At 67.3% G+C, this 21254-nt stretch carries 29 protein-coding genes; 11 read left to right on the forward strand and 18 right to left on the reverse strand.

The window, feature by feature from the left end; all coding sequences use genetic code 11:
- The first annotated feature begins 21 nt into the window (after nucleotides 1-21).
- Complete coding sequence (locus SOM26_RS14260) at nucleotides 22-507, forward strand: SspB family protein (protein WP_042486441.1); 486 nt, start codon at nucleotides 22-24, stop codon at nucleotides 505-507.
- 198 nt (nucleotides 508-705) lie between these two features.
- Here SOM26_RS14260 and SOM26_RS14265 read toward each other — a convergent pair whose 3' ends face one another.
- The 3 genes from SOM26_RS14265 to SOM26_RS14275 form a co-directional block, all read right to left on the reverse strand.
- Nucleotides 706-1815, reverse strand: coding sequence for an RluA family pseudouridine synthase (locus tag SOM26_RS14265; protein ID WP_320453373.1), 1110 nt, complete (start codon nucleotides 1813-1815; stop codon nucleotides 706-708).
- On the reverse strand, nucleotides 1812-2186 hold the full coding sequence (gene crcB, locus SOM26_RS14270) for a fluoride efflux transporter CrcB (RefSeq protein WP_320453374.1): 375 nt from the start codon (nucleotides 2184-2186) through the stop codon (nucleotides 1812-1814). Before crcB ends, SOM26_RS14265 begins: the two co-directional genes overlap by 4 nt.
- A gap of 99 nt (nucleotides 2187-2285) precedes the next feature.
- Nucleotides 2286-3005, reverse strand: coding sequence for a hypothetical protein (locus SOM26_RS14275; RefSeq protein WP_320453375.1), 720 nt, complete (start codon nucleotides 3003-3005; stop codon nucleotides 2286-2288).
- 135 nt (nucleotides 3006-3140) lie between these two features.
- Here SOM26_RS14275 and SOM26_RS14280 point away from each other — a divergent pair, with 135 nt between their 5' ends.
- Entirely contained in the window at nucleotides 3141-3386 is a 246-nt protein-coding gene (locus SOM26_RS14280) for a hypothetical protein (protein WP_414712066.1), read from the forward strand.
- 82 nt (nucleotides 3387-3468) lie between these two features.
- On the opposite strand, the gene SOM26_RS14285 is transcribed toward SOM26_RS14280, so the two are convergent.
- A complete protein-coding gene (locus SOM26_RS14285; RefSeq protein WP_320453376.1) occupies nucleotides 3469-4032 on the reverse strand; it encodes a glycine zipper 2TM domain-containing protein in 564 nt (187 codons plus the stop codon).
- A gap of 188 nt (nucleotides 4033-4220) precedes the next feature.
- On the reverse strand, nucleotides 4221-4529 hold the full coding sequence (locus SOM26_RS14290; RefSeq protein ID WP_230481270.1) for a glycine zipper 2TM domain-containing protein: 309 nt from the start codon (nucleotides 4527-4529) through the stop codon (nucleotides 4221-4223).
- Nucleotides 4530-4665: 136 nt separating this feature from the next.
- Between SOM26_RS14290 and SOM26_RS14295 the strand changes: the two genes are divergently transcribed.
- On the forward strand, nucleotides 4666-5304 hold the full coding sequence (locus SOM26_RS14295) for a trimeric intracellular cation channel family protein (RefSeq protein WP_320453377.1): 639 nt from the start codon (nucleotides 4666-4668) through the stop codon (nucleotides 5302-5304).
- Nucleotides 5305-5421: 117 nt separating this feature from the next.
- Here the strand turns inward: SOM26_RS14295 and fumC are convergent, their stop codons facing one another.
- Nucleotides 5422-6813 carry a class II fumarate hydratase gene (gene fumC / locus SOM26_RS14300; RefSeq protein WP_320453378.1) on the reverse strand — a complete coding sequence of 464 codons (1392 nt, stop codon included), beginning with the start codon at nucleotides 6811-6813 and terminating at the stop codon, nucleotides 5422-5424.
- Nucleotides 6814-6922: 109 nt separating this feature from the next.
- On the reverse strand, nucleotides 6923-7327 hold the full coding sequence (locus SOM26_RS14305; protein ID WP_320453379.1) for a glycine zipper 2TM domain-containing protein: 405 nt from the start codon (nucleotides 7325-7327) through the stop codon (nucleotides 6923-6925).
- Between the two features lie 166 nt (nucleotides 7328-7493).
- Here SOM26_RS14305 and SOM26_RS14310 point away from each other — a divergent pair, with 166 nt between their 5' ends.
- Genes SOM26_RS14310 through SOM26_RS14320 form a run of 3 tightly spaced genes read left to right on the forward strand, consistent with a single transcriptional unit; the run spans nucleotide 7494 to nucleotide 9054 of the window.
- Nucleotides 7494-8159, forward strand: coding sequence for an HAD-IA family hydrolase (locus SOM26_RS14310; protein WP_320453380.1), 666 nt, complete (start codon nucleotides 7494-7496; stop codon nucleotides 8157-8159).
- Nucleotides 8156-8374, forward strand: a complete 219-nt coding sequence (locus SOM26_RS14315) for a hypothetical protein (RefSeq protein WP_320453381.1) — start codon at nucleotides 8156-8158, stop codon at nucleotides 8372-8374. Before SOM26_RS14310 ends, SOM26_RS14315 begins: the two co-directional genes overlap by 4 nt.
- Nucleotides 8371-9054: an ATP12 family chaperone protein gene (locus SOM26_RS14320; protein WP_320453382.1), complete on the forward strand. Its 684-nt coding sequence runs from the start codon at nucleotides 8371-8373 to the stop codon at nucleotides 9052-9054. Before SOM26_RS14315 ends, SOM26_RS14320 begins: the two co-directional genes overlap by 4 nt.
- A gap of 302 nt (nucleotides 9055-9356) precedes the next feature.
- On the opposite strand, the gene gmk is transcribed toward SOM26_RS14320, so the two are convergent.
- From gmk to rsmI, 8 genes are all read right to left on the reverse strand, one after another.
- Nucleotides 9357-10016 (reverse strand): guanylate kinase, encoded by a 660-nt coding sequence (gene gmk, locus SOM26_RS14325; protein ID WP_320453383.1) that lies wholly within the window; start codon nucleotides 10014-10016, stop codon nucleotides 9357-9359.
- An 80-nt stretch (nucleotides 10017-10096) separates the two neighbouring features.
- Nucleotides 10097-10306: a hypothetical protein gene (locus tag SOM26_RS14330; RefSeq protein ID WP_320453384.1), complete on the reverse strand. Its 210-nt coding sequence runs from the start codon at nucleotides 10304-10306 to the stop codon at nucleotides 10097-10099.
- Entirely contained in the window at nucleotides 10303-10512 is a 210-nt protein-coding gene (locus SOM26_RS14335; RefSeq protein WP_320453385.1) for a hypothetical protein, read from the reverse strand. The genes SOM26_RS14330 and SOM26_RS14335 overlap by 4 nt, the downstream gene beginning before the upstream one ends.
- 206 nt (nucleotides 10513-10718) lie before the next feature.
- The gene (gene gshB / locus SOM26_RS14340; protein ID WP_320453386.1) at nucleotides 10719-11693 is read right to left on the reverse strand and encodes a glutathione synthase; all 975 of its coding nucleotides are present in this window, start codon (nucleotides 11691-11693) and stop codon (nucleotides 10719-10721) included.
- A 61-nt stretch (nucleotides 11694-11754) separates the two neighbouring features.
- The gene (locus SOM26_RS14345) at nucleotides 11755-12117 is read right to left on the reverse strand and encodes a YraN family protein (protein WP_320453387.1); all 363 of its coding nucleotides are present in this window, start codon (nucleotides 12115-12117) and stop codon (nucleotides 11755-11757) included.
- Between the two features lie 3 nt (nucleotides 12118-12120).
- Entirely contained in the window at nucleotides 12121-12588 is a 468-nt protein-coding gene (locus SOM26_RS14350; protein ID WP_320453388.1) for a hypothetical protein, read from the reverse strand.
- Nucleotides 12589-12870: 282 nt separating this feature from the next.
- Nucleotides 12871-13239, reverse strand: coding sequence for an STAS/SEC14 domain-containing protein (locus SOM26_RS14355; protein ID WP_320453389.1), 369 nt, complete (start codon nucleotides 13237-13239; stop codon nucleotides 12871-12873).
- A 66-nt stretch (nucleotides 13240-13305) separates the two neighbouring features.
- Nucleotides 13306-14172, reverse strand: a complete 867-nt coding sequence (gene rsmI / locus SOM26_RS14360; RefSeq protein WP_320453390.1) for a 16S rRNA (cytidine(1402)-2'-O)-methyltransferase — start codon at nucleotides 14170-14172, stop codon at nucleotides 13306-13308.
- On the opposite strand from rsmI, the gene SOM26_RS14365 reads away from it, so the two are divergent.
- Complete coding sequence (locus SOM26_RS14365; protein WP_320453391.1) at nucleotides 14171-15403, forward strand: penicillin-binding protein activator; 1233 nt, start codon at nucleotides 14171-14173, stop codon at nucleotides 15401-15403. The two genes, rsmI and SOM26_RS14365, sit on opposite strands and share 2 nt — an antisense overlap.
- Nucleotides 15404-15665: 262 nt before the next feature.
- Here SOM26_RS14365 and hemW read toward each other — a convergent pair whose 3' ends face one another.
- The gene (gene hemW / locus SOM26_RS14370; protein WP_320453392.1) at nucleotides 15666-16820 is read right to left on the reverse strand and encodes a radical SAM family heme chaperone HemW; all 1155 of its coding nucleotides are present in this window, start codon (nucleotides 16818-16820) and stop codon (nucleotides 15666-15668) included.
- 13 nt (nucleotides 16821-16833) lie between these two features.
- Between hemW and SOM26_RS14375 the strand changes: the two genes are divergently transcribed.
- Nucleotides 16834-17436 carry a CAP domain-containing protein gene (locus SOM26_RS14375; protein ID WP_320453393.1) on the forward strand — a complete coding sequence of 201 codons (603 nt, stop codon included), beginning with the start codon at nucleotides 16834-16836 and terminating at the stop codon, nucleotides 17434-17436.
- Between the two features lie 32 nt (nucleotides 17437-17468).
- Nucleotides 17469-17855 carry a hypothetical protein gene (locus SOM26_RS14380; RefSeq protein WP_320453394.1) on the forward strand — a complete coding sequence of 129 codons (387 nt, stop codon included), beginning with the start codon at nucleotides 17469-17471 and terminating at the stop codon, nucleotides 17853-17855.
- A gap of 138 nt (nucleotides 17856-17993) precedes the next feature.
- Here SOM26_RS14380 and rdgB read toward each other — a convergent pair whose 3' ends face one another.
- Together rdgB and rph are read right to left on the reverse strand one after the other, a co-directional pair.
- On the reverse strand, nucleotides 17994-18620 hold the full coding sequence (gene rdgB / locus SOM26_RS14385; protein WP_320453395.1) for an RdgB/HAM1 family non-canonical purine NTP pyrophosphatase: 627 nt from the start codon (nucleotides 18618-18620) through the stop codon (nucleotides 17994-17996).
- On the reverse strand, nucleotides 18617-19333 hold the full coding sequence (gene rph / locus SOM26_RS14390; RefSeq protein WP_320453396.1) for a ribonuclease PH: 717 nt from the start codon (nucleotides 19331-19333) through the stop codon (nucleotides 18617-18619). The genes rdgB and rph overlap by 4 nt, the downstream gene beginning before the upstream one ends.
- A 292-nt stretch (nucleotides 19334-19625) precedes the next feature.
- Here rph and hrcA point away from each other — a divergent pair, with 292 nt between their 5' ends.
- A complete protein-coding gene (gene hrcA, locus SOM26_RS14395; RefSeq protein WP_320453397.1) occupies nucleotides 19626-20666 on the forward strand; it encodes a heat-inducible transcriptional repressor HrcA in 1041 nt (346 codons plus the stop codon).
- A 12-nt stretch (nucleotides 20667-20678) separates the two neighbouring features.
- Complete coding sequence (gene grpE / locus SOM26_RS14400) at nucleotides 20679-21221, forward strand: nucleotide exchange factor GrpE (RefSeq protein WP_320453398.1); 543 nt, start codon at nucleotides 20679-20681, stop codon at nucleotides 21219-21221.
- Nucleotides 21222-21254 lie beyond the last annotated feature (33 nt).

Here is a 21254-nt window from a genome sequence, read left to right on the forward strand (position 1 = left end):
AAGGCCGCTAGTCCAAGGGGCATGACCGAAGGATTGCCCGACAGCCTCATCCCCTATGACGACATCGTGCAGGAGGCCCTGCGCGCCGTGGTGGGGCGTGTGCTCGGCCCGGTGGCGGAGACGGGGCACCTGCCCGGCACGCACCATTTCTACATCACGTTCAAGACGCAGGCGCCCGGGGTGGACATCCCGCAGCGGCTGGTCGAGCGATTCCCGGACGAGATGACCATCGTCCTGCAGAATCGCTTCTGGGACCTGACGGTGGACGAGAATCGCTTCTCGGTGGGGCTCAGCTTCAACCAGGTGCCGTCGAAGCTGGTGATTCCCTATTCGGCGATCACCCGTTTCCAGGATCCCGAAGTCCAGTTCGAACTGGGCTTCCACGTCGCCGACGATCCGCAGAGCGATCCCGATCCGCACGGCTCGGCCGAGAATGACGAGCCGGTCGCCAAGCCGGTCGAGGACGGCAGCAACGTCGTCGCGGTGGATTTCAAGCGCAAGAAGTAAGGGGCTGCTGCTCCCCAACGGGAGGGGCCCCTCCGCCTATTCCTCCCCTGCAAGGGGAGGTGGCGCGCGAAGCGCGTCGGAGGGGTGTCCCGCTCTCGAGAGGGTGATACCCCTCCGTCAGAACTGGCGCCCTGCCACCTCCCCGTAAAGGGGAGGAATTTACATTTTTCCAGATAACGGACCGAAGCCCGGCGGCGATCAGCCCCGGCCTTCCTCGCGCGCACCGCGACCGCGGCGTTCACCGCGGCGTTCCTTGCGGTACTGCTTGGCATGGGCCTTGGCGCGCTGCTTCAGCACTTCCTTGGGCGGCGGGCCGCGATCCTCGTCCTGCGGCAGGACGTCGCCGCGAATCTCGTCGAAGCCCAGCTGGTTCATCGATTCGGCGAAGTGGGTGGGCAGCTCGGCGGTCTGGTCGATGCGGCCGCCATCGGGATGGTCGACGCGGATGCGCCGCGCATGCAGGTGCATCTTGCGGCTGATCCCGCCGGTCAGGAACGCCGCGGCCCCGCCATATTTGCCGTCGCCGACGATGGGGTGGCCGATCGCCGCCATATGCACGCGCAGCTGGTGGGTGCGGCCGGTGAAGGGCTGCAACTCGACCCAGCAGCAGCTGTTGCCCGCGCGCTCGATCACGCGGTAGCGCGAGCGGGCCGACTGGCCGTTTTCCTCGTCGACATGCATCTTCTCGCCGCCGGTGCCCGGCTGCTTGCCGATGGGCAGTTCGATCGTGCCATCGTCGATCGACGGCACGCCGATGACCAGCGCCCAATAGATCTTTCGGGCGGTGCGCCCCGAAAACGCCTTGGCGAAGAACGCCGCCGACCGCGCGTTGCGCGCGACGAGCAGCGCGCCCGAGGTATCCTTGTCGAGTCGGTGGACCAGCTTGGGCCGCCCCTCCGCCTCGAACTGGAGGGCATCGAGCAGGCCGTCGACATGGGTGGTGGTCTTGGTCCCGCCCTGGGTCGCCAGGCCCGGCGGCTTGTTCAGGACCAGCGCGTCGCGATCCTTGTGGATCACCATCTCGCGCGCGAACGACTCCTCGTCCTCGGACAGGACGTTGCGCGGGCGCATCGTCGGCTTGCTGTTCGCGACCAGGGCCGGTTCGGCCGGGGGCACGCGCAGCACCTGGCCCGCCGTGATCCGGTCACCCGGCGTCGCGCGCAGGCCATCGACACGCAACTGGCCGGTGCGTGCCCATTTGGCGACGGTGGTGAAACTGGTGTCGGGCATGTGCCGCTTGAACCAGCGATCCAGCCGGATGCCGTCATCGTCATAGCCGACCGTGAATTGGCGGACAGAGTCCGTCATGCGAAAATCCTCGTTATCCAGAGCCCCGCCCACAGCGCGGCCAGCGAACCGAACAACGAGAGCGCGACATAGGCCAGGGCCCATGTCACCTGACCGCGTTCGATCAAAGTGATGGTATCGAGCGAGAAGGAGGAAAAGGTAGTATAGCCCCCCAATATCCCGACACCGATGAACATGCGCCACCCTTCGGCCCCGCCCGTCCGCGCCAGCACCCCGGCAAGGATGCCCATCGCGAGACAGCCGACCCAGTTGACCGCAAGCGTGCCATAGGGAAAGCCGGGGCCGAGCGCATCGGTGAGCACCCGTCCCGTCAGATACCGCCCCCCCGAGCCCAGCGCGCCGCCCAGCATCACGAGAAGAAGTGGTGTCATGATCCTGTCGCCCTTAGCGCAACCGGGCTCGCTGCGCAAAGGACAAGCGATGGGGCAGGGGACGCCCCGGAATCGCTCCAGGCCAGGGCAGGGAAAAGGCTATCCGCCCCGCACCACCAGGTCGATGTCGGTGCCGCCGTCGCGTGGTGTAGCATAGACGATATAGGCCCCGTTGCCGCCGGTGCCGCCCAGCACATGCTGCGTGCCGTCCATCTTGTGCTCGGCCGACAGGCCTGCGCCGCTGGCCTTGGTATAATAATAGTCGATCACCTTCGCGGGCGGTGCGGGGGTGCGCAGGCTGACGATCCGCAGCGCGCAGCCGTTGGCGTCGTTGCCCGCCGCCTCCGCCACCTGCGCGCCGGGATAGGGGGGCAGGGCGGCGGGCAGGCGCTGGGCCCATCCGGCGGAGTAGCGCAGGCCCGACAGGCACGCGGCATTGGCGGCTTGCTGCCCCGCCTTGGCCGCCAGCGTATAGGCAATGGCCGAGGCGCGGCATTCCGGGCAGTCGCGAGCCGCCGCGGGTGCCGATTTCAACGTGCGGGCATCGACCGGATCGGCGGGCGGCGGTGTCGAGGGCAGCTGGTCGCTGGGCGGCCGGTTCGGCGGGCGCAGCGCATTGGCGTTCGATGTCTGGGTCAGGCCGGGATCGACCATGATCTGCCCCGCCAGCGCCTCGCGCAGTTGCGGATCACGCGCAGGATTGCCGTCGTTCATCGCGGCGAGTTCGTTGTCGAGCGCATTGAGCTGCGCATCGTCGTCCGGCCTGCCCCCGCATCCACCAAGGACCAGGCAAGCCAGCAAGATCAGAGTCGGTCGCATCCGGGCCATCATGGGGCGACCATAGCATGGGGATGCGACCCGTTCCTTAACGTTTCCCCGATCGCGGCGGTCGAATCGCGATGAATGGAGCGCGGGCCGAACAACTTACGGCCGAACCGGTGCTTGTGCATCGCCGTGGCGGTTGCCATCTTGGGCGACATGCTGAACCTCTTCTCGATCCTTATCGGCCTGGTCGCGCTCGTTCTCGGGATCGTGCCGTTTCTGCCCTTTTTCGCCTGGGGCTATTGGTTCGTCATTCCGATCGCCGTGGTCGGCGCGGCGGTCGGCGCATTGTCGTCACGCGATACCGGGCGAAACCTCAACCTGATCCTGATCCTGATCTTCGGCCTGCGCCTGATGCTGGGCGGCGGCTTCATCTGATCAACGAAGGCCTGATGGTCTCCGCACGCGAAACGGCCCGGCGGGTTTCCCCACCGGGCCATGCCCTTCGTCGAGCGGCCGTTTAGCGGCAGCGTACCTGGCCGCGGTCGATCTGCTGGCCCAGCAGCGCGCCGCCGCCCGCACCGATTACGGTGCCCAGCAGGCGCGAACCGCCGCCCGCGATCACATTGCCCAGCGCGCCGCCCGCCAGACCGCCGATGACCAGACCGGTCGTGCCGTCATTGCGGCGGCAATAATAGCGCCCGTTCATGCCGCGATAGATGCGGTCGTTGCGACCGAGCGCACGCGGCTGGTAGTAGCGGCCGTCGCGATAATAACGCTCGGGATAATAGCCGCGCTGGCCCGGCTCGAACCGGTTATAGTCGTAGTTGCGCCAGCGGACATTGCGCATATCCTTGCGATAATCCTGGCGGGCATCGCGAATATCCTCGCGATATTCACGGCGCGCCTCGCGCACGTCGCGCGGTGAGTCGGCCCTGCGGACGTCGCGATTATAGTCGCGACGGGCGTCGCGAACGTCCTCGCGATACTCCTGACGAGCTTCCCAGCCATTGCGCTGCGCCTCGGCAGGAATGGCGGTGAAGGCGGTGGCGACGATGGTCGCCGACAAGAGAGCGATACGCATTACTATACTCCCGGTGATGATGGTTGTTAGAATGCGTGGTGATCGTTGTTGTTGCGTGAACGCAAAACTACTTGCCGTTCACCGGGCAGACAGCCGTTTTTGTTTGTTCTTGGGAAACGGAAGCTGAAAAAGAAAAGGGCGCCACCGTAAGGTGACGCCCCGTCTTTCCCACGCGTGGGATGATTGCCTTAGCGGCAGCGGCGGTTGCTGGTGCTGCGCTCGACCTCGCGACCGGCCAGCGCGCCGACGGCGGCGCCACCCAGCGTGCCCAGCGTACGGTCGCCGCGCGTGTCGATCGTACGACCCAGCAGCGCGCCCGCGACGCCACCCACGACCAGACCGGTCGTGCCGTCCGGCTTGCGGCAGCGGACGCGGCCGCGATCGTCACGCCATTCGCGGTACTTGTAGCGGCGCTGCGCGTCGGCGGCGGTGGCGGGCAGGACCAGCGAGGGAACGACCATGGCGGTGCACCCCAAGGCAAGCATCAATTTGCGCATATGGAACTTCCTTTCGAATTGATCTGATGCCGTAACGTCCCAATTCTACTGTCCGTTGCATGAACAGAAGATAACGTCGCGTTCATGTTCGGGACGCCCTTTCCGCAGGGGCAAAGCCGCTTTAGGGTCGCTCCCGATGCTGCCTCAACCCACCGCCATGCTGCCCGCCGTGATGCCCTGGCTCGACTTGGCGGGACTGGCCGTCTTTGCGGTGTCGGGCGCGCTAGTCGCGGCCAAGCATCGCCAGACGATGGTCACGCTCGTCTTCTTCGCGCTCATTACCGGGGTCGGCGGTGGTACGTTGCGCGACCTGTTGATCGATGCGCCGGTCTTCTGGGTCCATGACGCGCGTGTGCCGATCGTCTGCCTGGTGGCGGCGGTCGCGGTCTGGATGACCCCCGCACGCTGGTGGCGGGGCAGCGCGCTCGACTGGTTCGACGCGGTCGGGCTGGCGGCCTATGCGGTATACGGCGCGGCCAAGGCCACCGGCTATGGGATACCGCCGGTGGCCGCGGCGATGCTGGGGGTCGTCTCGGCCTGTGTCGGCGGCATCATTCGCGACGTGATCGCGGGTGAGCCGTCGATCCTGATGCGGCCCGAACTCTATGTCACCGCCGCCGCGCTGGCCTCGACCAGCTATGTGGCGCTGATGCTGCTCGGCGTGCCGGGGGCGGGGCCGATGGCGGCACTGGCCGGGTTCATCCTGCGCGGGGCGGCGATCCATTACCGGATCGCCTTACCTGCGTATCCCGCCAAGGAGCGAGACGGAGGGTGATGGCCTTGGGCTTCGACTTCGCTCAGCCTGAACGGGGGTTCGGGAAAACTACCCCCACGCTCCGCTCAGGATAAACTTCGGCGCACAGCGCCGAAGTCGAAGGCTACGCCCGAAACCTCACCGCCCCAGCATCAATTCCGGCCGCACCACCCGGTCGAAGGTCGCCTCGTCGACCAGCCCCAGTTCCAGTCCCGCTTCCTTCAGCGTCTGCCCCTTCTGGTGCGCGTGCTTGGCGATCTTGGCGGCATTGTCATAGCCGATCTCGGGCGCCAGCGCGGTCACCAGCATCAGCGACCGGTCGAGCAGATCGGTGATCCGGTCGCGATTGACCGTCATCCCCTCGACCGTTCGCTCGGCGAAGCTCTCCATGCCGACCGCCAGCAGATGCACCGACCGCAAGACATTCGCCCCGATCAGCGGCTTGAAGACGTTCAGCTCCAGATGTCCCTGCAGACCGCCGACCGTGACGGCGGCGTTGTTGCCGATCACCTGCGCGGCGACCATGGTCAGCATCTCGCACTGGGTGGGGTTGACCTTGCCCGGCATGATCGAGCTGCCCGGCTCGTTGGCGGGCAGTTCCAGCTCGCCCAACCCCGAGCGCGGCCCAGAGCCCAGCAGACGGATATCGTTGGCGATCTTGGTCAGCGCCACCGCCAGCACGTTCAGGGTCCCGTGCAGGTCAACCAGCCCGTCATTGCTGGCCAGCGCCTCGAACTTGTTGGGCGCGGTCACGAAGTCGATACCGGTGGCCTCGGCGATTTCTGCCGCGATCGCCTCGGCAAAACCGTTGGGCGCGTTCAGTCCGGTGCCGACGGCCGTACCGCCCTGCGCCAGCGGCAGGATATTGCGGTGAAGCGTCCCCTCGATCCGGTCGCGGGCATTGGCCAGTTGCTGGACATAGCCGGAGAACTCCTGACCCAGGGTCAGCGGGGTCGCGTCCTGCAAATGGGTGCGCCCGATCTTGACGATGTCGTCCCACGCCTTCGCCTTTGCGTCCAAGGCGGCGTGGAGGCGGTCGAGCGCCGGAAACAACTGCTTCGTCACCGCCAGCGCGGCGGCGACATGGAGCGCCGTCGGGAAGGTGTCGTTCGACGACTGGCCGCGATTTACGTCGTCATTGGGGTGAACCGGCGACTTGCCGCCACGCGTGCCGGTCAGCATCTCGTTCGCGCGACCAGCGATCACCTCATTGGCGTTCATGTTGGACTGGGTGCCAGAGCCCGTCTGCCAGATGACGAGCGGGAACTGGTCGTCATGCCGCCCGTCGATCACCTCCTGCGCCGCCGCTTCGATGGCGTCGGCCTTTTCGCCGGAGAGGCCGTGGCCGCGATTGATCCGCGCAGCGGCCTTTTTCACGATGGCCAGCGCATGGACGATGCCGATCGGCATCTGCTCGCGCGCGCCGAACGGAAAATTCTCGAGGCTGCGCTCGGTCTGGGCGCCCCAATAGGCGCTGGTGGGAACCTCGATCGGGCCGATCGAATCGGTTTCGGTGCGGGTCTGGGTCATGGAGTGAGGGACTCACCGGCGCGCGATGGGTTCCGTACGAACAAAAACCCCGCCGACCGAGGTCGACGGGGTTTTGAAGCCAGGGGAGGGGACTTGCGGCCCCATCCCGTTAGCGGCGGCAATAGCCGGGGTTGTTCGACTTTTCGATCGCGTTGCCGGCCAGGGCGCCTGCGCCACCACCCAGGATCGTGCCGAGCGTACGGTCGCCCCGCGTGTCGATGGTGCGGCCCAGCAGGCCACCGGCGATCGCGCCGACGATGGTGCCCGTGGTGCCGCTGTTGCACCGCTGCGGACCGCGATAGGCATAGCCGCGCTGGTCGTAATAGCCGCGATCACTACGATAGCCGCGATCGTAACGCGGGCCACGGTTGTAGCCGTCGGCATAGGCATCGCCATAAGCGCGGCTGTCGCCATAGCCACGATCATAATAGCGCTGTGCCGAGGCAACGTTCGGAACCATGGCCGTGGCGCCGATGGCAAGGGCGGCGGCAGCGAGCGAGAGCTTCTTGAACATCACAATCTCCCTTGATCTTCAAACCGGCGGCGGCGGGATGATTCCCGTCGTCGTTGAAGAGCTTTTGCCCGATTCGCGATGTTTCAATGCTGAATGCGCTTGTTAGCTGTTGTTCATGCGAAACGTCATGCTTCCCCCGCCACGCCCTTGCCGATAGGAGGGGGCGATGACGCGCCCGCGCCTTGCCCTGTTCGATTGCGACGGCACCCTGGTCGACAGCCAGGCCAATATCTGCCTCGCAGCGGTCGAAGCCTTTCAGCTGTCCGACCTGACCCCGCCACCCGCCGCGGCGATTCGCCGGATCGTCGGCCTCAGCCTGGTCGAGGCGATGCGCGTGCTGGCCCCCGATACGACCGACGCCGTGCACCACCGGCTGGCGGCGGATTACAAGGCCGCCTTCTTCCGCCTGCGCACGGCGGGCGCGATGGAGCCCGAGCCGCTGTTCGAGGGGATCCCCGCGCTGCTCGACCATCTGGCGGGTCAGGGCTGGCTGATGGGCGTGGCGACGGGCAAGTCCGATCGCGGGCTGGCACGGGTGCTGGCCGAACATGGGCTGACGCATCACTTCGTCACCTTGCAGACCGCCGACCGGCATCCCTCCAAACCCGATCCGTCGATGGTCCTCGCGGCGATGGCGGAGGCGGGGGTCGCGGCGGGCGACGTGGCGATGATCGGCGATACCAGCTTCGACATGGCGATGGGCAAGGCGGCGGGCGCGTTCGCGGTCGGCGTCGCATGGGGATATCATGACGTGCACGATCTGGTGAACGCGGGCGCCGACGTCGTCGCGCAAGAGGTGGCGGACTTGCCCGCCCTGCTGGTGCGGACATGAGCGGCGGCGACCGCACGGCACGGCGCCACTGGTTCATCATCATGGCCGTCCGCCTGGTCGGCGTGGCGGGTGCGCTGTTCGGCGTGGTGCTCGCCTCGCGCGGGGTCACCTGGCCGCAAAAGGCGTTGGGGGTGGCGATCATCTTCTCCGCGCTGGGCATGATCGCGATCGTACCGGCCGGGCTGGCGCATCGCTGGCGGAGTGGCGGGGAATGAGGCGGTTCTGGACCGACGTGACCGTCGATGCCGAGCGCGTCGTGCGACTGGACGACAAGCCGGTGCGCACGCCCGGCCGCGTGCCGCTGGCCCTGCCGACGCCCGCGCTGGCCGAGGCGGTGGCCGGTGAATGGCGCGACGTGACCGAGACGGTGGACCCGCGCGCCATGCCGCTGACCGGCCTCGCCAACGCCGCGATCGACCGGATCGCCGCCGATCCCGCGCCCTTTGCCACCGGGCTGGCGCGTTATGCCGAAAGCGATCTGCTCTGCTACCGCGCCGATTCACCGCCCGAACTGGTGGAGCGGCAGGATGCGGTGTGGAACCCGCTGCTCGACTGGGCGCGCGATCGCTATGACGTGCATTTCACGCTGGTGACCGGCATCATGCATCAGGCGCAGCCGCCCGCGACCGTCGAGCGACTGGCGCAGGCGGTGGCGGCGCTCGATCCGTTCCGGCTCGCGGCGCTGTCGCCGGTGGTGACGATCACCGGCTCGCTGGTGCTGGCGCTCGCGCTGCTGGAGGGCGCGGCGGAGGCGGACGCGATCTGGACTGCGGCGCATGTCGACGAGGATTTCCAGGCCGAGATATGGGGTGAGGATTATCTCGCCATCGAGGCGCGCGAGGCGAAGCGGCGCGAGTTCGACGCTGCGGTCCGGTTCCTGGGCGCGCTTGGGTAAGACGGGTGCGGGATCGGGTTCTGGCTTCGATTGCACCGGGCATTCCTCGGCAAGCCTGAAGCCCTCCCCCCATACCGGCCGCCACACATGTGCCCGTTCCGCTCACACTGAGCGCAGTCGAAGTGTACGGGATGCGCTTGGGGCCAGGCTCTCCCCTGGGCTTCGACTTCGCTCAGCCTGAACGGAAGGGGGGTGAATCAGTGAGGGGTGGGGCGGCTCACTCGATATGCGACTTCACCGATGCACTCCTTCGTTCGCACTGAGCGAAGTCGAAGTGTATGGGACAGCGCTCGCCGCCTCTCTTACTTCGTCGTCAGCTTGCGGATGAACCCGATCAGCCCGGTCTGGCGCGAGCGCTTCAGGCGTTCGGCCTGCAGGATGGTCTTCACCCCCTGGAAGCACTGCTCGACATCGTCATTGACCAGGACATAGTCATAGCCGTCCCAGTGGCTGACCTCGTTGGTCGCGCGTGCCATGCGGGCGTCGATCACCGCGACCGTATCGGTCGCGCGACGCTCGAGGCGCTGGCGCAGTTCTTCCATCGAGGGCGGGAAGATGAACACGCGGACCACGTCGCCGCCCGCGATCTGGAACAGCTGTTGCGCGCCCTGCCAATCGATATCGAACAGCACGTCCTTGCCCGCCGCCAGCATCGCCTCGACCTGCGCGCGCGGGGTGCCGTAGCGGTTGTCGAAGACATGCGCCCATTCGAGGAACTCGTCATTCGCCACCATGCGGCGAAATTCCTCGAGATCGACGAAATGATAGTCCTTGCCGTCCACCTCGCCCGGCCGGATGCCGCGCGTCGTGGCCGACACCGACATTTGCAGGCCGTCGTCATCGGCCAGCAGCTTGCGCGCGATCGTCGACTTGCCCGCGCCCGAGGGTGAGGACAGCACGAACAACATGCCGCGGCGCTTCAGCTTGTGGAGATCGTCGGGGTGGGCGTGCGAGTTGGGCATGTCTGCCTTTGACGCACGCAGTCGCAGCGCGTCAAGAGATGCTTGACGCGCTGCGACATAAGCTGGCCGAGAGGCGAGGCTTAGAAGCGGTCGCCCGTGACCTTGCTCGCCTTGCGACGGTCATAGGCCTTCTTGGCCGCATAACCGCCACCGAGCAGCAGGCCGAGCGGACCCAGGCGACGCATGCCGCCGACGGCCAGCGCACCCAGCGCCGCGCCCTTCAGGCCGTTGTTGCCGTCGCGGCGGCCGACTTCACGCCCGACGAGCGCGCCAATGATACGTCCGATCATGCTGTCTCTCCGAATAGCTGGTTCTTGATCTCGCCCGCGCCGCGCAACACCGCCCAGCCCACCGCATAGGTGATGGCGAGCGGCAACACGACTTTCAGGACGTTGGCGGTCACCGCGCCGATGATCGCGCCGTCGGCGACACCGTCTTCGCCCGACATACCGTCGATGGCGGCGCCCACCATGGCGCCGATGGTCGTTGCACCCATTGCCTATGCCCTTCGTTGCTCAGGGCGAACAAAGCATGGAAGGGGCGATGGGTTCCGTCGATCATATCCTCCCCGGCACGGGGAGGTGGCAGGGCGAAGCCCTGACGGAGGGGGCGTGCGGCATAGGAAGTCCTTTGCGGCAATGCCCCTCCACCACCGCTTCGCGGAGGTCCCCCTCCCCAAGCATAGCGTGGGGAGGAATATGTTCAGCCCTTGGCCGCGACCTTGGCCTCGATCGCGTCCCAGATCAGGCCCGCCACATCGGTGCCGTCGAACTTTTCGATCGCGACGATGCCGGTGGGGGAGGTGACGTTGATTTCGGTCAGCCATTCGCCGCCGATCACGTCGATGCCGACGAACAACAGCCCGCGCCGCTTCAACTCCGGCCCCAGCACCGCGCAGATCTCGCGCTCGCGCTCCGTCAGTTCGGTCTTTTCCGCCGATCCGCCGACCGCCAGGTTGGAGCGGATCTCGCCCTCGCCGGGCAGGCGGTTGATCGCACCGGCGACCTCGCCGTCGATCAGGACGATGCGCTTGTCGCCCTTGGCCACCGCCGGAAGGAAGGCCTGCACCATATGCGGCTCGCGATAAGCGGTGTTGAACACCTCGATCAGCGCCGACAGGTTCGCACCGTCGCGGCCGACCTTGAAGATCGCCTTGCCGCCATTGCCGTGCAGCGGCTTGATGACGATCTCGCCATGCTGCGCCAGAAACGCGCGCGCCTCGTCCAGCGAGCGAGTGACCAAAGTCGGCGGCATGAACTGCGGATAGTCGAGGACGAAGACCTTTTCCGGCGCGTTGCGCACGCTGCGCGGATTGTTGACGACCAGGGTCTTCTCGGCGACCCGCTCCAGCAGATGAGTGGCGGTGATATAGCCCAGGTCGAAGGGCGGGTCCTGCCGCATCAGCACGACATCGGCCTCGTCGCCCAGATCCAGCTTCACCGGTTCGCCGAAGCGGTAGTGATCGCCCGTAACGCGCTGCACGGTGACGGGATGCGCTTTGGCCCACAGATGCCCGTCCGACCAGTTGAGGTCGCCCGCATCATAATGGAACAGCCTATGCCCGCGCGCCTGCGCCGAAAGCATCAGCGCGAAGGTCGAGTCCCCGGCGATGTTGATCTGGTCCATCGGGTCCATCTGGACGGCGACGGTCAGCGGCTTGGACAGCGGCTCGGACATGGGGGTTTCCTTCGTTCGGACGGGTCTTGGCCACGGCAGGTAATCGCTCCCCCGGCCGCTGTCACCCGCACCATGCGTTTTCGATGTGACGGGGCCGCGTGCCCGGCGCGAGCAGGATGACGTCGACCCGGATATCGTCGCCCGGCCCGACATAGCTCGGCATCAGCACCTCGGCCGCCGCCGCCACCCGCGCCAGCCGCCGTTCGTCGATCGCGAAGTCGAGCTCGGCGGCGGTCTTGCGCGTCTTCACCTCGACAAAGGCGACCAGCGACCCGCGCCGCGCGATCAGGTCGACCTCGCCAGCGGGCGTCCGCACGCGGCGGTCGAGGATCGACCAGCCCTTGAGTCGCAGCCACCAGGCGGCGAGACGCTCGCCACGTCGGCCCGCCGCTTCGGCTCCGCGTCGCTGCACGCTATTGCGCATCCGTCATCCCCAGCATCTGGCGTGCAGATAAAGGGCAAGTTCGCGCGCATGTCGACCCCAATGGGGGAACAGCAGACGGAACGACCATGCGGCATCGTCCGCGCCTAAATTTGTAGCGTGCCACACGACTTCGCGCAGATCGCGGGTGATGTCGGCCAAATCGTCGATCGCATCCGCCATCATCAACGCCTCGTCGATCGAGGCCAGCGGATCGGTGACACGGTACAGGCCCAAATCTGGGAAACGCTGAGCCACGTCACGATATAGCGCCGCGCCATCGACGGGCGGGGGATCGTGGTCTTCGTCCGCGCAGTCCGCCATCGGGACGTCATGCGACCGAGCCAGCAGTCGATCGAGCGCCTGGGCCAGGGCCTCGATTGTCGGCACCTCGTCGCCCCACAACACAGACAGGAAATCATGCGCGACCTCGGCGGCGGATGGTGCATGACCAGGCTCAGGACGAGGCGTCATGCCGGGATTACGCTGACCATAGTGTCGATGGGTTCAGCATTGCGATGACCATCGGCGCTATGGCTGAAGCGGAAGCGTGGCATCCGATAGGCTTGCTACCGGACTATCCCGCCGACAAGTCCAAATCGGGAAGGGCGCCAGGTTGGTTGATGGCCACTTATCGTCAGGACCGAAGGTGCGGCTTGACGCCTTCCTATACGATGGGGGCGAACCGACGTCTGAATTATAGGTGGTCGTTCATTGTTGGCTAATAATCGGCGATTGACGCCGAGGCCATGTCGATCAGGCTGCCATTTCCTCCGGCGCGGTCAGCCAGGCCAAGCTGTCCTCGGCATTGTCGAAGACCCGCAGATAGGGTTGGGTCATCAGGCGTCGGATTTGTTGCCGCCCGATTGCGCTGCGGTTGACCATCGCGATGCGGCTGGCGCGGGGGAAGCCTTGCAGGGCGTGGTGGACCGTCATGATCGCATCCTTGGGCTGAACGGTCGTCGCGTTCATGTCGATGCGCAGGCGATAGCCGGGCCGAAAGCCGCTGCGCCGGAACGCATCGATCAGTTCGCGGGCATAGCGTGTCGCGATCTCGGGCGTGAACAAGCCGGTCCACTGGATGTCGAGCAGGTTGATGTCGTGACGAAATTCAAAGGCGTACAAGATGCGGCTCCCCAGTCCCATCCTGGACCGGGAAGCCTTGAGAAATCGCTAACGCCGCGCGGCCTGTTAGTCGGACTTGCCGTCCTTCATCGCCAGCGCGCGCGTGTAGAGCGTCTTGCGGTCGAGCCCCAGCGCCTTGGCAACCTCGCTCGCCGCGCGGCCGACGGGCAGGCGGGTCAGCGCTTCCGCCAGCGCGGCGTCGGCGTCCTGTTCGGTGGCGGGCGGCGCTTCGCCCGGCGGCGCGACGACGATCGCGATCTCGCCCTTCGGCCCGCCCTCGGCATAGCGGGCGGCGAGGCTGGAGAGCGTGCCGGTCACGGCCTCTTCGAACTTCTTGGTGATCTCGCGAGTGACCGCCGCCTCGCGGTCGCCCAGCCCTTGCGCCAGGGCGGTCAGCGTCGCGGCCAGGCGGGGGCCTGATTCATAAAGGACCAGGGTGGCGCGGATCGACGCGATCTCGGCGATGGCGTCGGCGCGGGCCTTTTCCTTGGAGGGCAGGAAACCGGCGAACAGGAAGCGGTCGGTGGGCAGCCCCGCCAGCGTCAGCGCGGCAATGGCGGCGCACGGGCCCGGGATCGTCACCACCATGTGCCCCGCCGCGCGGGCATCGCGCACCAGCTTGTAACCGGGGTCGGAGATCAGCGGCGTCCCCGCGTCCGACACCAGCGCCACCGCCTGGCTGGCCATGCGCGCGATCAGGCCGGGGCGGACATGCTCGGCATTATGATCGTGATAGGGCTGCATGGGCCGCTTGATGCCGATGTGGCGGAGCAGTCCGGCGGTCACCCGGCTGTCCTCGACGGCAATGAGATCGGCGTTCGTCAATATGTTGGCCGCCCGCGGCGACAGATCGCCGAGATTGCCGATCGGGGTCGCGACGATGTACAGGCCGGGTTCGAGAGTGTGTTTGGTTTGGGTCACGGGGATCGTCATGACAGAGGCAAGGCTGTTCGTACAACCGGGGGCCGCAGATTCGGGCGCTCCCAAAATCCGGCTGCAGCCTCTGGGGCGCAGCCTGGCGCTGGCCGCCACGCTGTTCCTGGGTGCGTGTCAGACGATCGTCCCGCGCGGGCCCGTCGAGCCGCAGCCGACCGGGCCCAGCTCGGCCACGCCGCGTCCCTCGCGCGATGTCGAGGCAGGCCTGCCGCGCGATACCGCCCGCCACCGCGTCGCGCTGCTCGTGCCGCTGTCGGGCAGCAATGCCGGGGTCGGCCAGTCGATCGCCAATGCCACGATGCTGGCGCTGCTCGACGCACAGGCCGACACGATCCGAATCACCAATTACGACACAACGTCCGGTGCGGCGGCGGCGGCGCAGAAGGCGATCGCGGAAGGTGCGCAACTGATCCTCGGGCCGCTGCTGTCCGAGGATGTCCGCGCGGTCGCCCCCGTCGCACGCGCCGCGCGGGTGCCGGTCATCAGCTTTTCCAACGATATCGGCGTGGCGGGCAATGGCACCTACCTGATGGGCTATACCCCGGCCCAGTCGATCGAGCGGGTCGTCGATTATGCACGCGGGCGCGGCGTCACGACCTTTGCGGGGCTGGTGCCCAACGGCCTGTATGGCGAGCGGGCGTCAACCGCCTTCCTGCGCGCGGTCGAAGGGGCAGGGGGGCAGGTCGTCTCGCTCCAGCCCTATGGCCGGGTGGCGGGCGGCATTGCCTCGGCGGCGCAGCGCCTGACCGCCAAGGCTCCTTATGATGCCGTGCTGATCGCCGATGGGGGCGCGACGGCGGCGGCGGCGGCCCCGATCCTGAAGCGCGGGGCGGGCGCACGGACCCGGCTGCTCGGCACCGAATTGTGGAATTCCGAATCCGGCATCGCCGCGCGTGCGCCGCTCAACGGGGCCTGGTTCGCCAGCGTCTCGAACAATCTCTACCGCCAATATGCCACCAAATATCGTGCCCGGTTCAGGGCGGCGCCTTATCGGTTGTCGAGCCTGGGCTACGACTCGGTCCTGCTGACCGTACGCATCGCGCGCGACTGGCGGATGAACGCACCCTTCCCGGAAGCGCGACTGCGCGCGTCGGACGGTTTCTCCGGCATCGACGGCGCGTTCCGCTTCGGCCGCGACGGCGTGGCCGAGCGCGCGCTCGAGGTGCAGGAAATCCGCGATGGTAGCGCGGTGACGGTCAGCCCGGCGCCGAGCGGCTTCGACGGCTGAGCGCGGTTTACTCGAATCTGGCAGGTAAAAAAACAGGCCGGGATGACGAAGCATCTCGGCCCAAGTCGAGGGACGTCCGGGCCGACCGGCTTTTAGCGCTCGTCGTGTCGGCCGTTGCGAAGTTGTCAGGGCTCGACAGGCTCAGGACATGGAGCACGGACAAGCGCAATGTGCCGGTCGAATATCGACCGGGATGTTCCTTGATCTGTCGATGTCGGCGGTGGGGAGGCGGCGACCAACAATGCGTCCCCCCCCCCCCCGGTCAGACCACCAGATCGCGCAGGATCGCGTCGAGAAGCAGGGCTCCTGCATCGGTCACGATCAGGCGGTCGGTTTCCTGACGGACAAGGCCCTGTCGCGACAGACGGGCGAGCGCGTCGGCGTCCACCATGATGCGTCCCTCCGCCAGCGCGGTGATGCGCGCCATCTCGACGCCCTCCGTCAGGCGCAGGCCCATCACCAGCGCCTCGGTCGCGCGGGTGACGGGGGCGAGGGTTTCCTCCGCTTCGATGCCATGGCCGTTGCGATCCACCGCGGCCATCCAGTTTTCAGGCTTCTTGCGCCGGACGGTCGCCGTGCCCTGACGGCGGCCATGTGCGCCTGGGCCGATCCCGGCATAGTCGCCGTAGCGCCAATAGGTCAGGTTGTGGCGGCTCTCCGCGCCGGGCCGGGCGTGGTTCGACGTCTCATAGGCGGGCAGGCCGGCCGCGGCGGTGATGGCCCGCGTCGTCTCGAACAGGTCGGCGGCGGCGTCGCCGTCCGGGATGACCAGCCGCCCGGCGGCCGCCTCGGTATGGAAGCGGGTGCCCGGCTCGATGGTCAGCTGGTAGAGCGACAGATGCTCGGTGCCATAGCCGATCGCGCGGGTCAGTTCCGCCTCCCAATCCGCCAGTGGCTGGCCGGGGCGGGCGTAGATCAGGTCGAAGCTGACGCGGCCGAACACGCTTTGCGCCGTCTGCAGCGCGCGGAGCGCCTCGTCGACACCGTGCGCGCGGCCCAGGAAGTGCAGGGCCTCGTCATCGAGCGCCTGCACGCCCAGCGAGGCCCGGTTGACCCCGGCGCCCGCCAGGTCGGCGAAGCGGGCCGCCTCGACCGAAGAGGGATTGGCCTCCAGCGTGATCTCGATCCCCTCGGCAAAGCCCCAGTGGCGCTCGGCCGCGTCCAGGATCGCCGCGACCGTGGACGGCGGCATCAGCGAGGGGGTGCCGCCACCGAAGAAGATCGACGTCAGCCGCCGTCCGGGCAGCATCGTGGCTTCATGCGCCAGATCGGCGAGCAGCGCGTTTGCCCAGGCGGCCTGGTCCACCGACTCGCGGACATGGCTGTTGAAGTCGCAATAGGGGCATTTGGAAACGCAGAAGGGCCAATGGACGTAAAGGGCGAGGGGCGCGGCGGTCGGTGATATTGCGGAGGACATGATGTGCTCCGATATGGCCGTGATGCGTGCGCTTCGCCATCTCTTATCGCTTTGCCTGCCCGCCCTGCTCGCGGCGTGCGGGCCCCTTGGGGCGTCGGAGGCGGTCCGCGCCGAGGAGCAGCCTCCGCGTGTCGTCGAGGAAATGGCCTCGGGCGTGGCGGCGCCGCGCGGCGTCGGCCTGCTGCGCCAGGCGATGATGGACGGTCATCGCGGCGCGCGCACAGCGCTGGGGCAGGCGCCGTTGCGGTGGGACGAGGGGCTGGCCGCCAGCGCGCTGACCTATGCGCGGGAAATGGCGCGGACCGGCCGGTTCGAACATGCGCAGCAACCGCAGGGGCCGACGCGGCAGGGCGAGAATCTGTGGACCGGCACGCGCGGCGCGTATCGTTACGACGAGATGATGGGCCATTGGCTGGCCGAGCAACGGCTGTTCACGAACCTGCCCGTGCCGCAGTCCAGCCGGACCGGCAAGTTCGGCGATGTCGGCCATTATAGTCAGATCGTCTGGGCGCGCAGCACGGCGGTCGGCTGCGCGATGGCCAGCAACAGGCGCGACGACTTCCTCGTTTGCCGCTATAGCCCCACGGGCAACGTCTTTGGCGAGCGGGCTTTCTGATTTCGCCGGGACGGACGAAAGGTGTGACGCACATGGCGAATCCGTATGACCCGATGGCATGGCTCGCCTTCTGGACCGCACCCGCCCGTTTCGCGGTGATGGCGGGTGAGGCGATGATGAGTGCGCAGAGCGTGATGGCGACCCGGATGGAGGCGATGGCGACCGGCACCTCGTCGGCGGCCGAGATGACGCTGATGGTCAGCGAGAAGGTCAAGGCGTTCGACCAGTCGGCCAGGGTCTGGAATCGCGACCAGGCGGCGCTGTCGAAGCTGTCGCGTCGCGATCCGCGGGGCGGGATGCTCGACGTCTGGGAATCGATGGCACGTGCGATGCTGATCGGCGCGTCGATGCCGGTCCAGGCGATGACGCCGGTGCACCGGACGGTCACGGCCAACCAGAAGCGGCTGGCCAAGCGGTAAAATCTCTCCCTCCCCGGAGCGGGGAGGGAGACCAGCGGCAGGCTGGTGGAGGGGGATCACTGCAAAGGGTTCACCTCGCGGAAGCCCCCCTCCGGCAGGCCTTCGGCCTGCCACCTCTCCGAAGCGGGGAGGATGTTTTTAGAACACCGCCTTCACCATCTGTCCGAATGCGTCGGCGCGGTGGCTGATGCGGTTCTTTTCGTCCTGGTCCATCTCGGCGAAGGTTTCGGTCCCGCCGATCGGCTGGAAGATCGGGTCGTAACCATGGCCCTTGTCCCCGCGCGGCGGCCAGACGATCGTGCCGTCGACGCGCCCCTCGAACCATTCGACATGGCCATCGGGCCAGCCGACCGCGAGTGCGCAGACGAAGTGCGCGGCCCGGCTCATGTCCGGCTCCTCGTTCAGCCGGTCCTCGACCGCGCGCATCGCCATGGCGAAGTCCTTTTCCGGCCCCGCCCAGCGTGCCGAGAACAACCCCGGATCGCCGCCCAGCGCCTCGACGCACAGGCCGCTATCGTCCGACAGGGCGGGCAGGCCGGACAGGTCGGCGGCGGCCAGCGCCTTCAACTCGGCATTCGCCACGAAGGTCGTGCCGGTTTCCTCGGGCTCGGGCAGGTCGAGGTCGCCCGCCGCGATCACCTCCATGCCGTAAGGTGCCAGGAGTTCGCGAAACTCGACGATCTTGCCCTTGTTGTGGCTGGCCAGCACCAGCTTGCCGGGCGTCAGCTTGCGGATCGCCTGGCGGCCATTGCCTTCGCCGCTCATGCGCGGATCGCTTGCTCTTGCGCGGCGAAGATCTCGGTGCAGCCCATGCGCGCCAGACGGAGCAGGCGGAGCAGCGCTTCCTCGTCATAGGTCGCGTTCTCGGCGGTCGCCTGGACCTCGGCGATGTGGCCGTTCTCGATCAGGACGAAGTTCGCATCCGCGTCGGCGGCCGAATCCTCGATATAGTCGAGGTCGAGGACGGGCGTGCCCTTATGGATGCCGCACGAGACGGCCGCCACCTTGTTGCGGATCGGGTCGCTGGTCAGCTTGCCCTCGGCCATCAGCTTGTTGACCGCCATGCGCAGCGCGACCCACGCGCCCGAAATCGCGGCGGTGCGGGTGCCGCCATCGGCCTGGATCACGTCGCAGTCGATGGTGATCTGACGCTCGCCCAGCGCCTTGAGGTCGCAGACGGCGCGCAGGGAACGGCCGATCAGCCGCTGGATTTCCTGGGTGCGGCCCGACTGCTTGCCCTTGGCGGCTTCGCGGCTGCCGCGGGTATGGGTGGCGCGGGGGAGCATGCCGTATTCGGCGGTCACCCAGCCTTCGCCCTTGCCGCGCAGGAAGGGGGGCACGCGCTCTTCGACGCTGGCGGTGACGAGCACCTTGGTATCGCCGAACCCGATCAGCACCGAACCTTCGGCGTGGCGGGTGAAGTTCGGCGTGATGGTGATGGGACGCATCTGGTCGGGCATCCGGCCGGACGGGCGCATAGTCTTCTCCTTGTTCCTTGGCGACTGCCCTAACCGCCCCCCGCGCGATGCGCCAGAGAGGACGGCGGCGATCGGAAGACGACGACCTTCTTCTCTGCGTCCTCTGCGCCTCTGCGCGAAATTTTCTCACGCGGAGACGCGGAGCCGCGGAGATTGTTTGGTTCTTCCTCCGCGTCTCCGCGCCTCCGCGTGAACCAATCTTTCCTTTTGCGCGCAGAGGCGCAGAGGACGCAGAGAGAAGAGTGTCTTCCGATTGCTTGAGCGGGCGGGCTGGCAACCCTACATTCGCGTCATGGCCACCCCACCGATCACCGAGTTGACCGACCGGGCGCGCGATATCTTTCGCGTGGTGGTCGACAGCTATCTGACCAGCGGCCAGCCCGTGGGGTCGAAGACGATCGCGCTGTCGGGGATCAACCTGTCGCCCGCCTCGATCCGTAACGTCCTTCAAGAATTGGAGGAGCGCGGGTTGCTGGCGGCGCCGCATACCAGTGCGGGGCGGATGCCGACCGATGTCGGATTGCGACTGTTCGTCGACGGCATGATGCACGCCATGGAGCCCAGTGCGCAGGAACGCGCCGCGATCGAGGCGCGGGCGGCGCGCACCGGCCCGGTCGAGGAGGCGCTGGCGGCGACGACGGCGGTGCTGTCGGGCCTGTCGGCGTGCGCGGGACTGGTGATGGTGCCCAAGCGCGAGATGAAGCTGCGCTCGATCGGCTTCGTGCCGCTCTCGCCGAGCCAAGCGCTGGCCGTGCTGGTCGCGGAGGACGGGGCGGTCGAGAACCGGGTGCTGGAATTGCCGCCGGGCATGACCGGCTCGGCGCTGATCGAGGCGGGCAATTATCTGTCCGCGACGCTCTCCGGGCTGACGCTGGCCCAGGCGCGCGAGCGGCTGGAGCGTGAGCTGGCGGCGGGGCGCGCGGCGCTGGACGGCGCGGCGCGGGCGCTGGTCGAACAGGGGCTGGCGGTCTGGAGCGAGGATGGCGAGCGGCGCCCGATCCTGATCGTGCGCGGGCAGGGGCGGTTGATCGATGCCGCCGCCGCTGCGGACCTGGAGCGGGTCCGCGACCTGCTCGACGATCTGGAGGGCAAGCAGGAGGTGGCGCACCTGCTAGATTCGGCGCGGGCCGGGGATTCGACGCGAATCTTCATCGGCGCGGAGAACAAGCTGTTCGCGCTGTCCGGATCGTCGGTGATCGCACGACCGTTTCGTGGCCTTGACGGCCAGGTGGTCGGTGTGGTCGGCGTAATCGGGCCGACGCGGTTGAACTATGCCCGCGTCGTGCCCATGGTGGATTTCACGGCGGCAACGCTCGCCCGCATGATGGGCTGAACAGGGATTATGATGAGCGACAATACGACCAACGAGACCCAGGACCTGCGCGAAGAGACGGCAGAGGCCGCGCCGGAAGTGGCGGTGCAGGACCGAGTGGCCGAGCTGGAGAACCAGCTGGCCGAGGCCAAGCAGCAATATCTCTATGCCCAGGCCGAGAACCAGAATGTCCGCCGCCGCGCCGAGAAGGAAGCGGTCGACGCACGCAACTATGCCGCGACGTCGTTCGCGCGCGACGTCCTGTCGGTCGCCGACAATCTCCAGCGCGCGCTGGCGGCGATCCCGGCCGATCTGCGCACCGACGACAAGTGGAAGGGGCTGGTGACCGGCCTGGATGCCACGGGTCGCGAGATGGACAGCGTGCTGGGTCGTCACGGCATCACCAAGATCGAGGCGATGGGCCAGGCGCTCGACCCCAACAAGCATCAGGCAATGATCGAAATGCCCTCGGACCAGGAGCCGGGCACGATCGTCCAGGAAATGCAGGCGGGCTATATGATCAAGGACCGACTGCTGCGCCCCGCGCTGGTTGCGGTGGCGAAGAAGCCCGACTGATCGGGCGTTCGTCGGCAAAACACGAAAGGGCGG

Source organism: Sphingomonas sp. CFBP8993, from assembly GCF_034044895.1.
Classification (GTDB): Bacteria; Pseudomonadota; Alphaproteobacteria; order Sphingomonadales; family Sphingomonadaceae; genus Sphingomonas.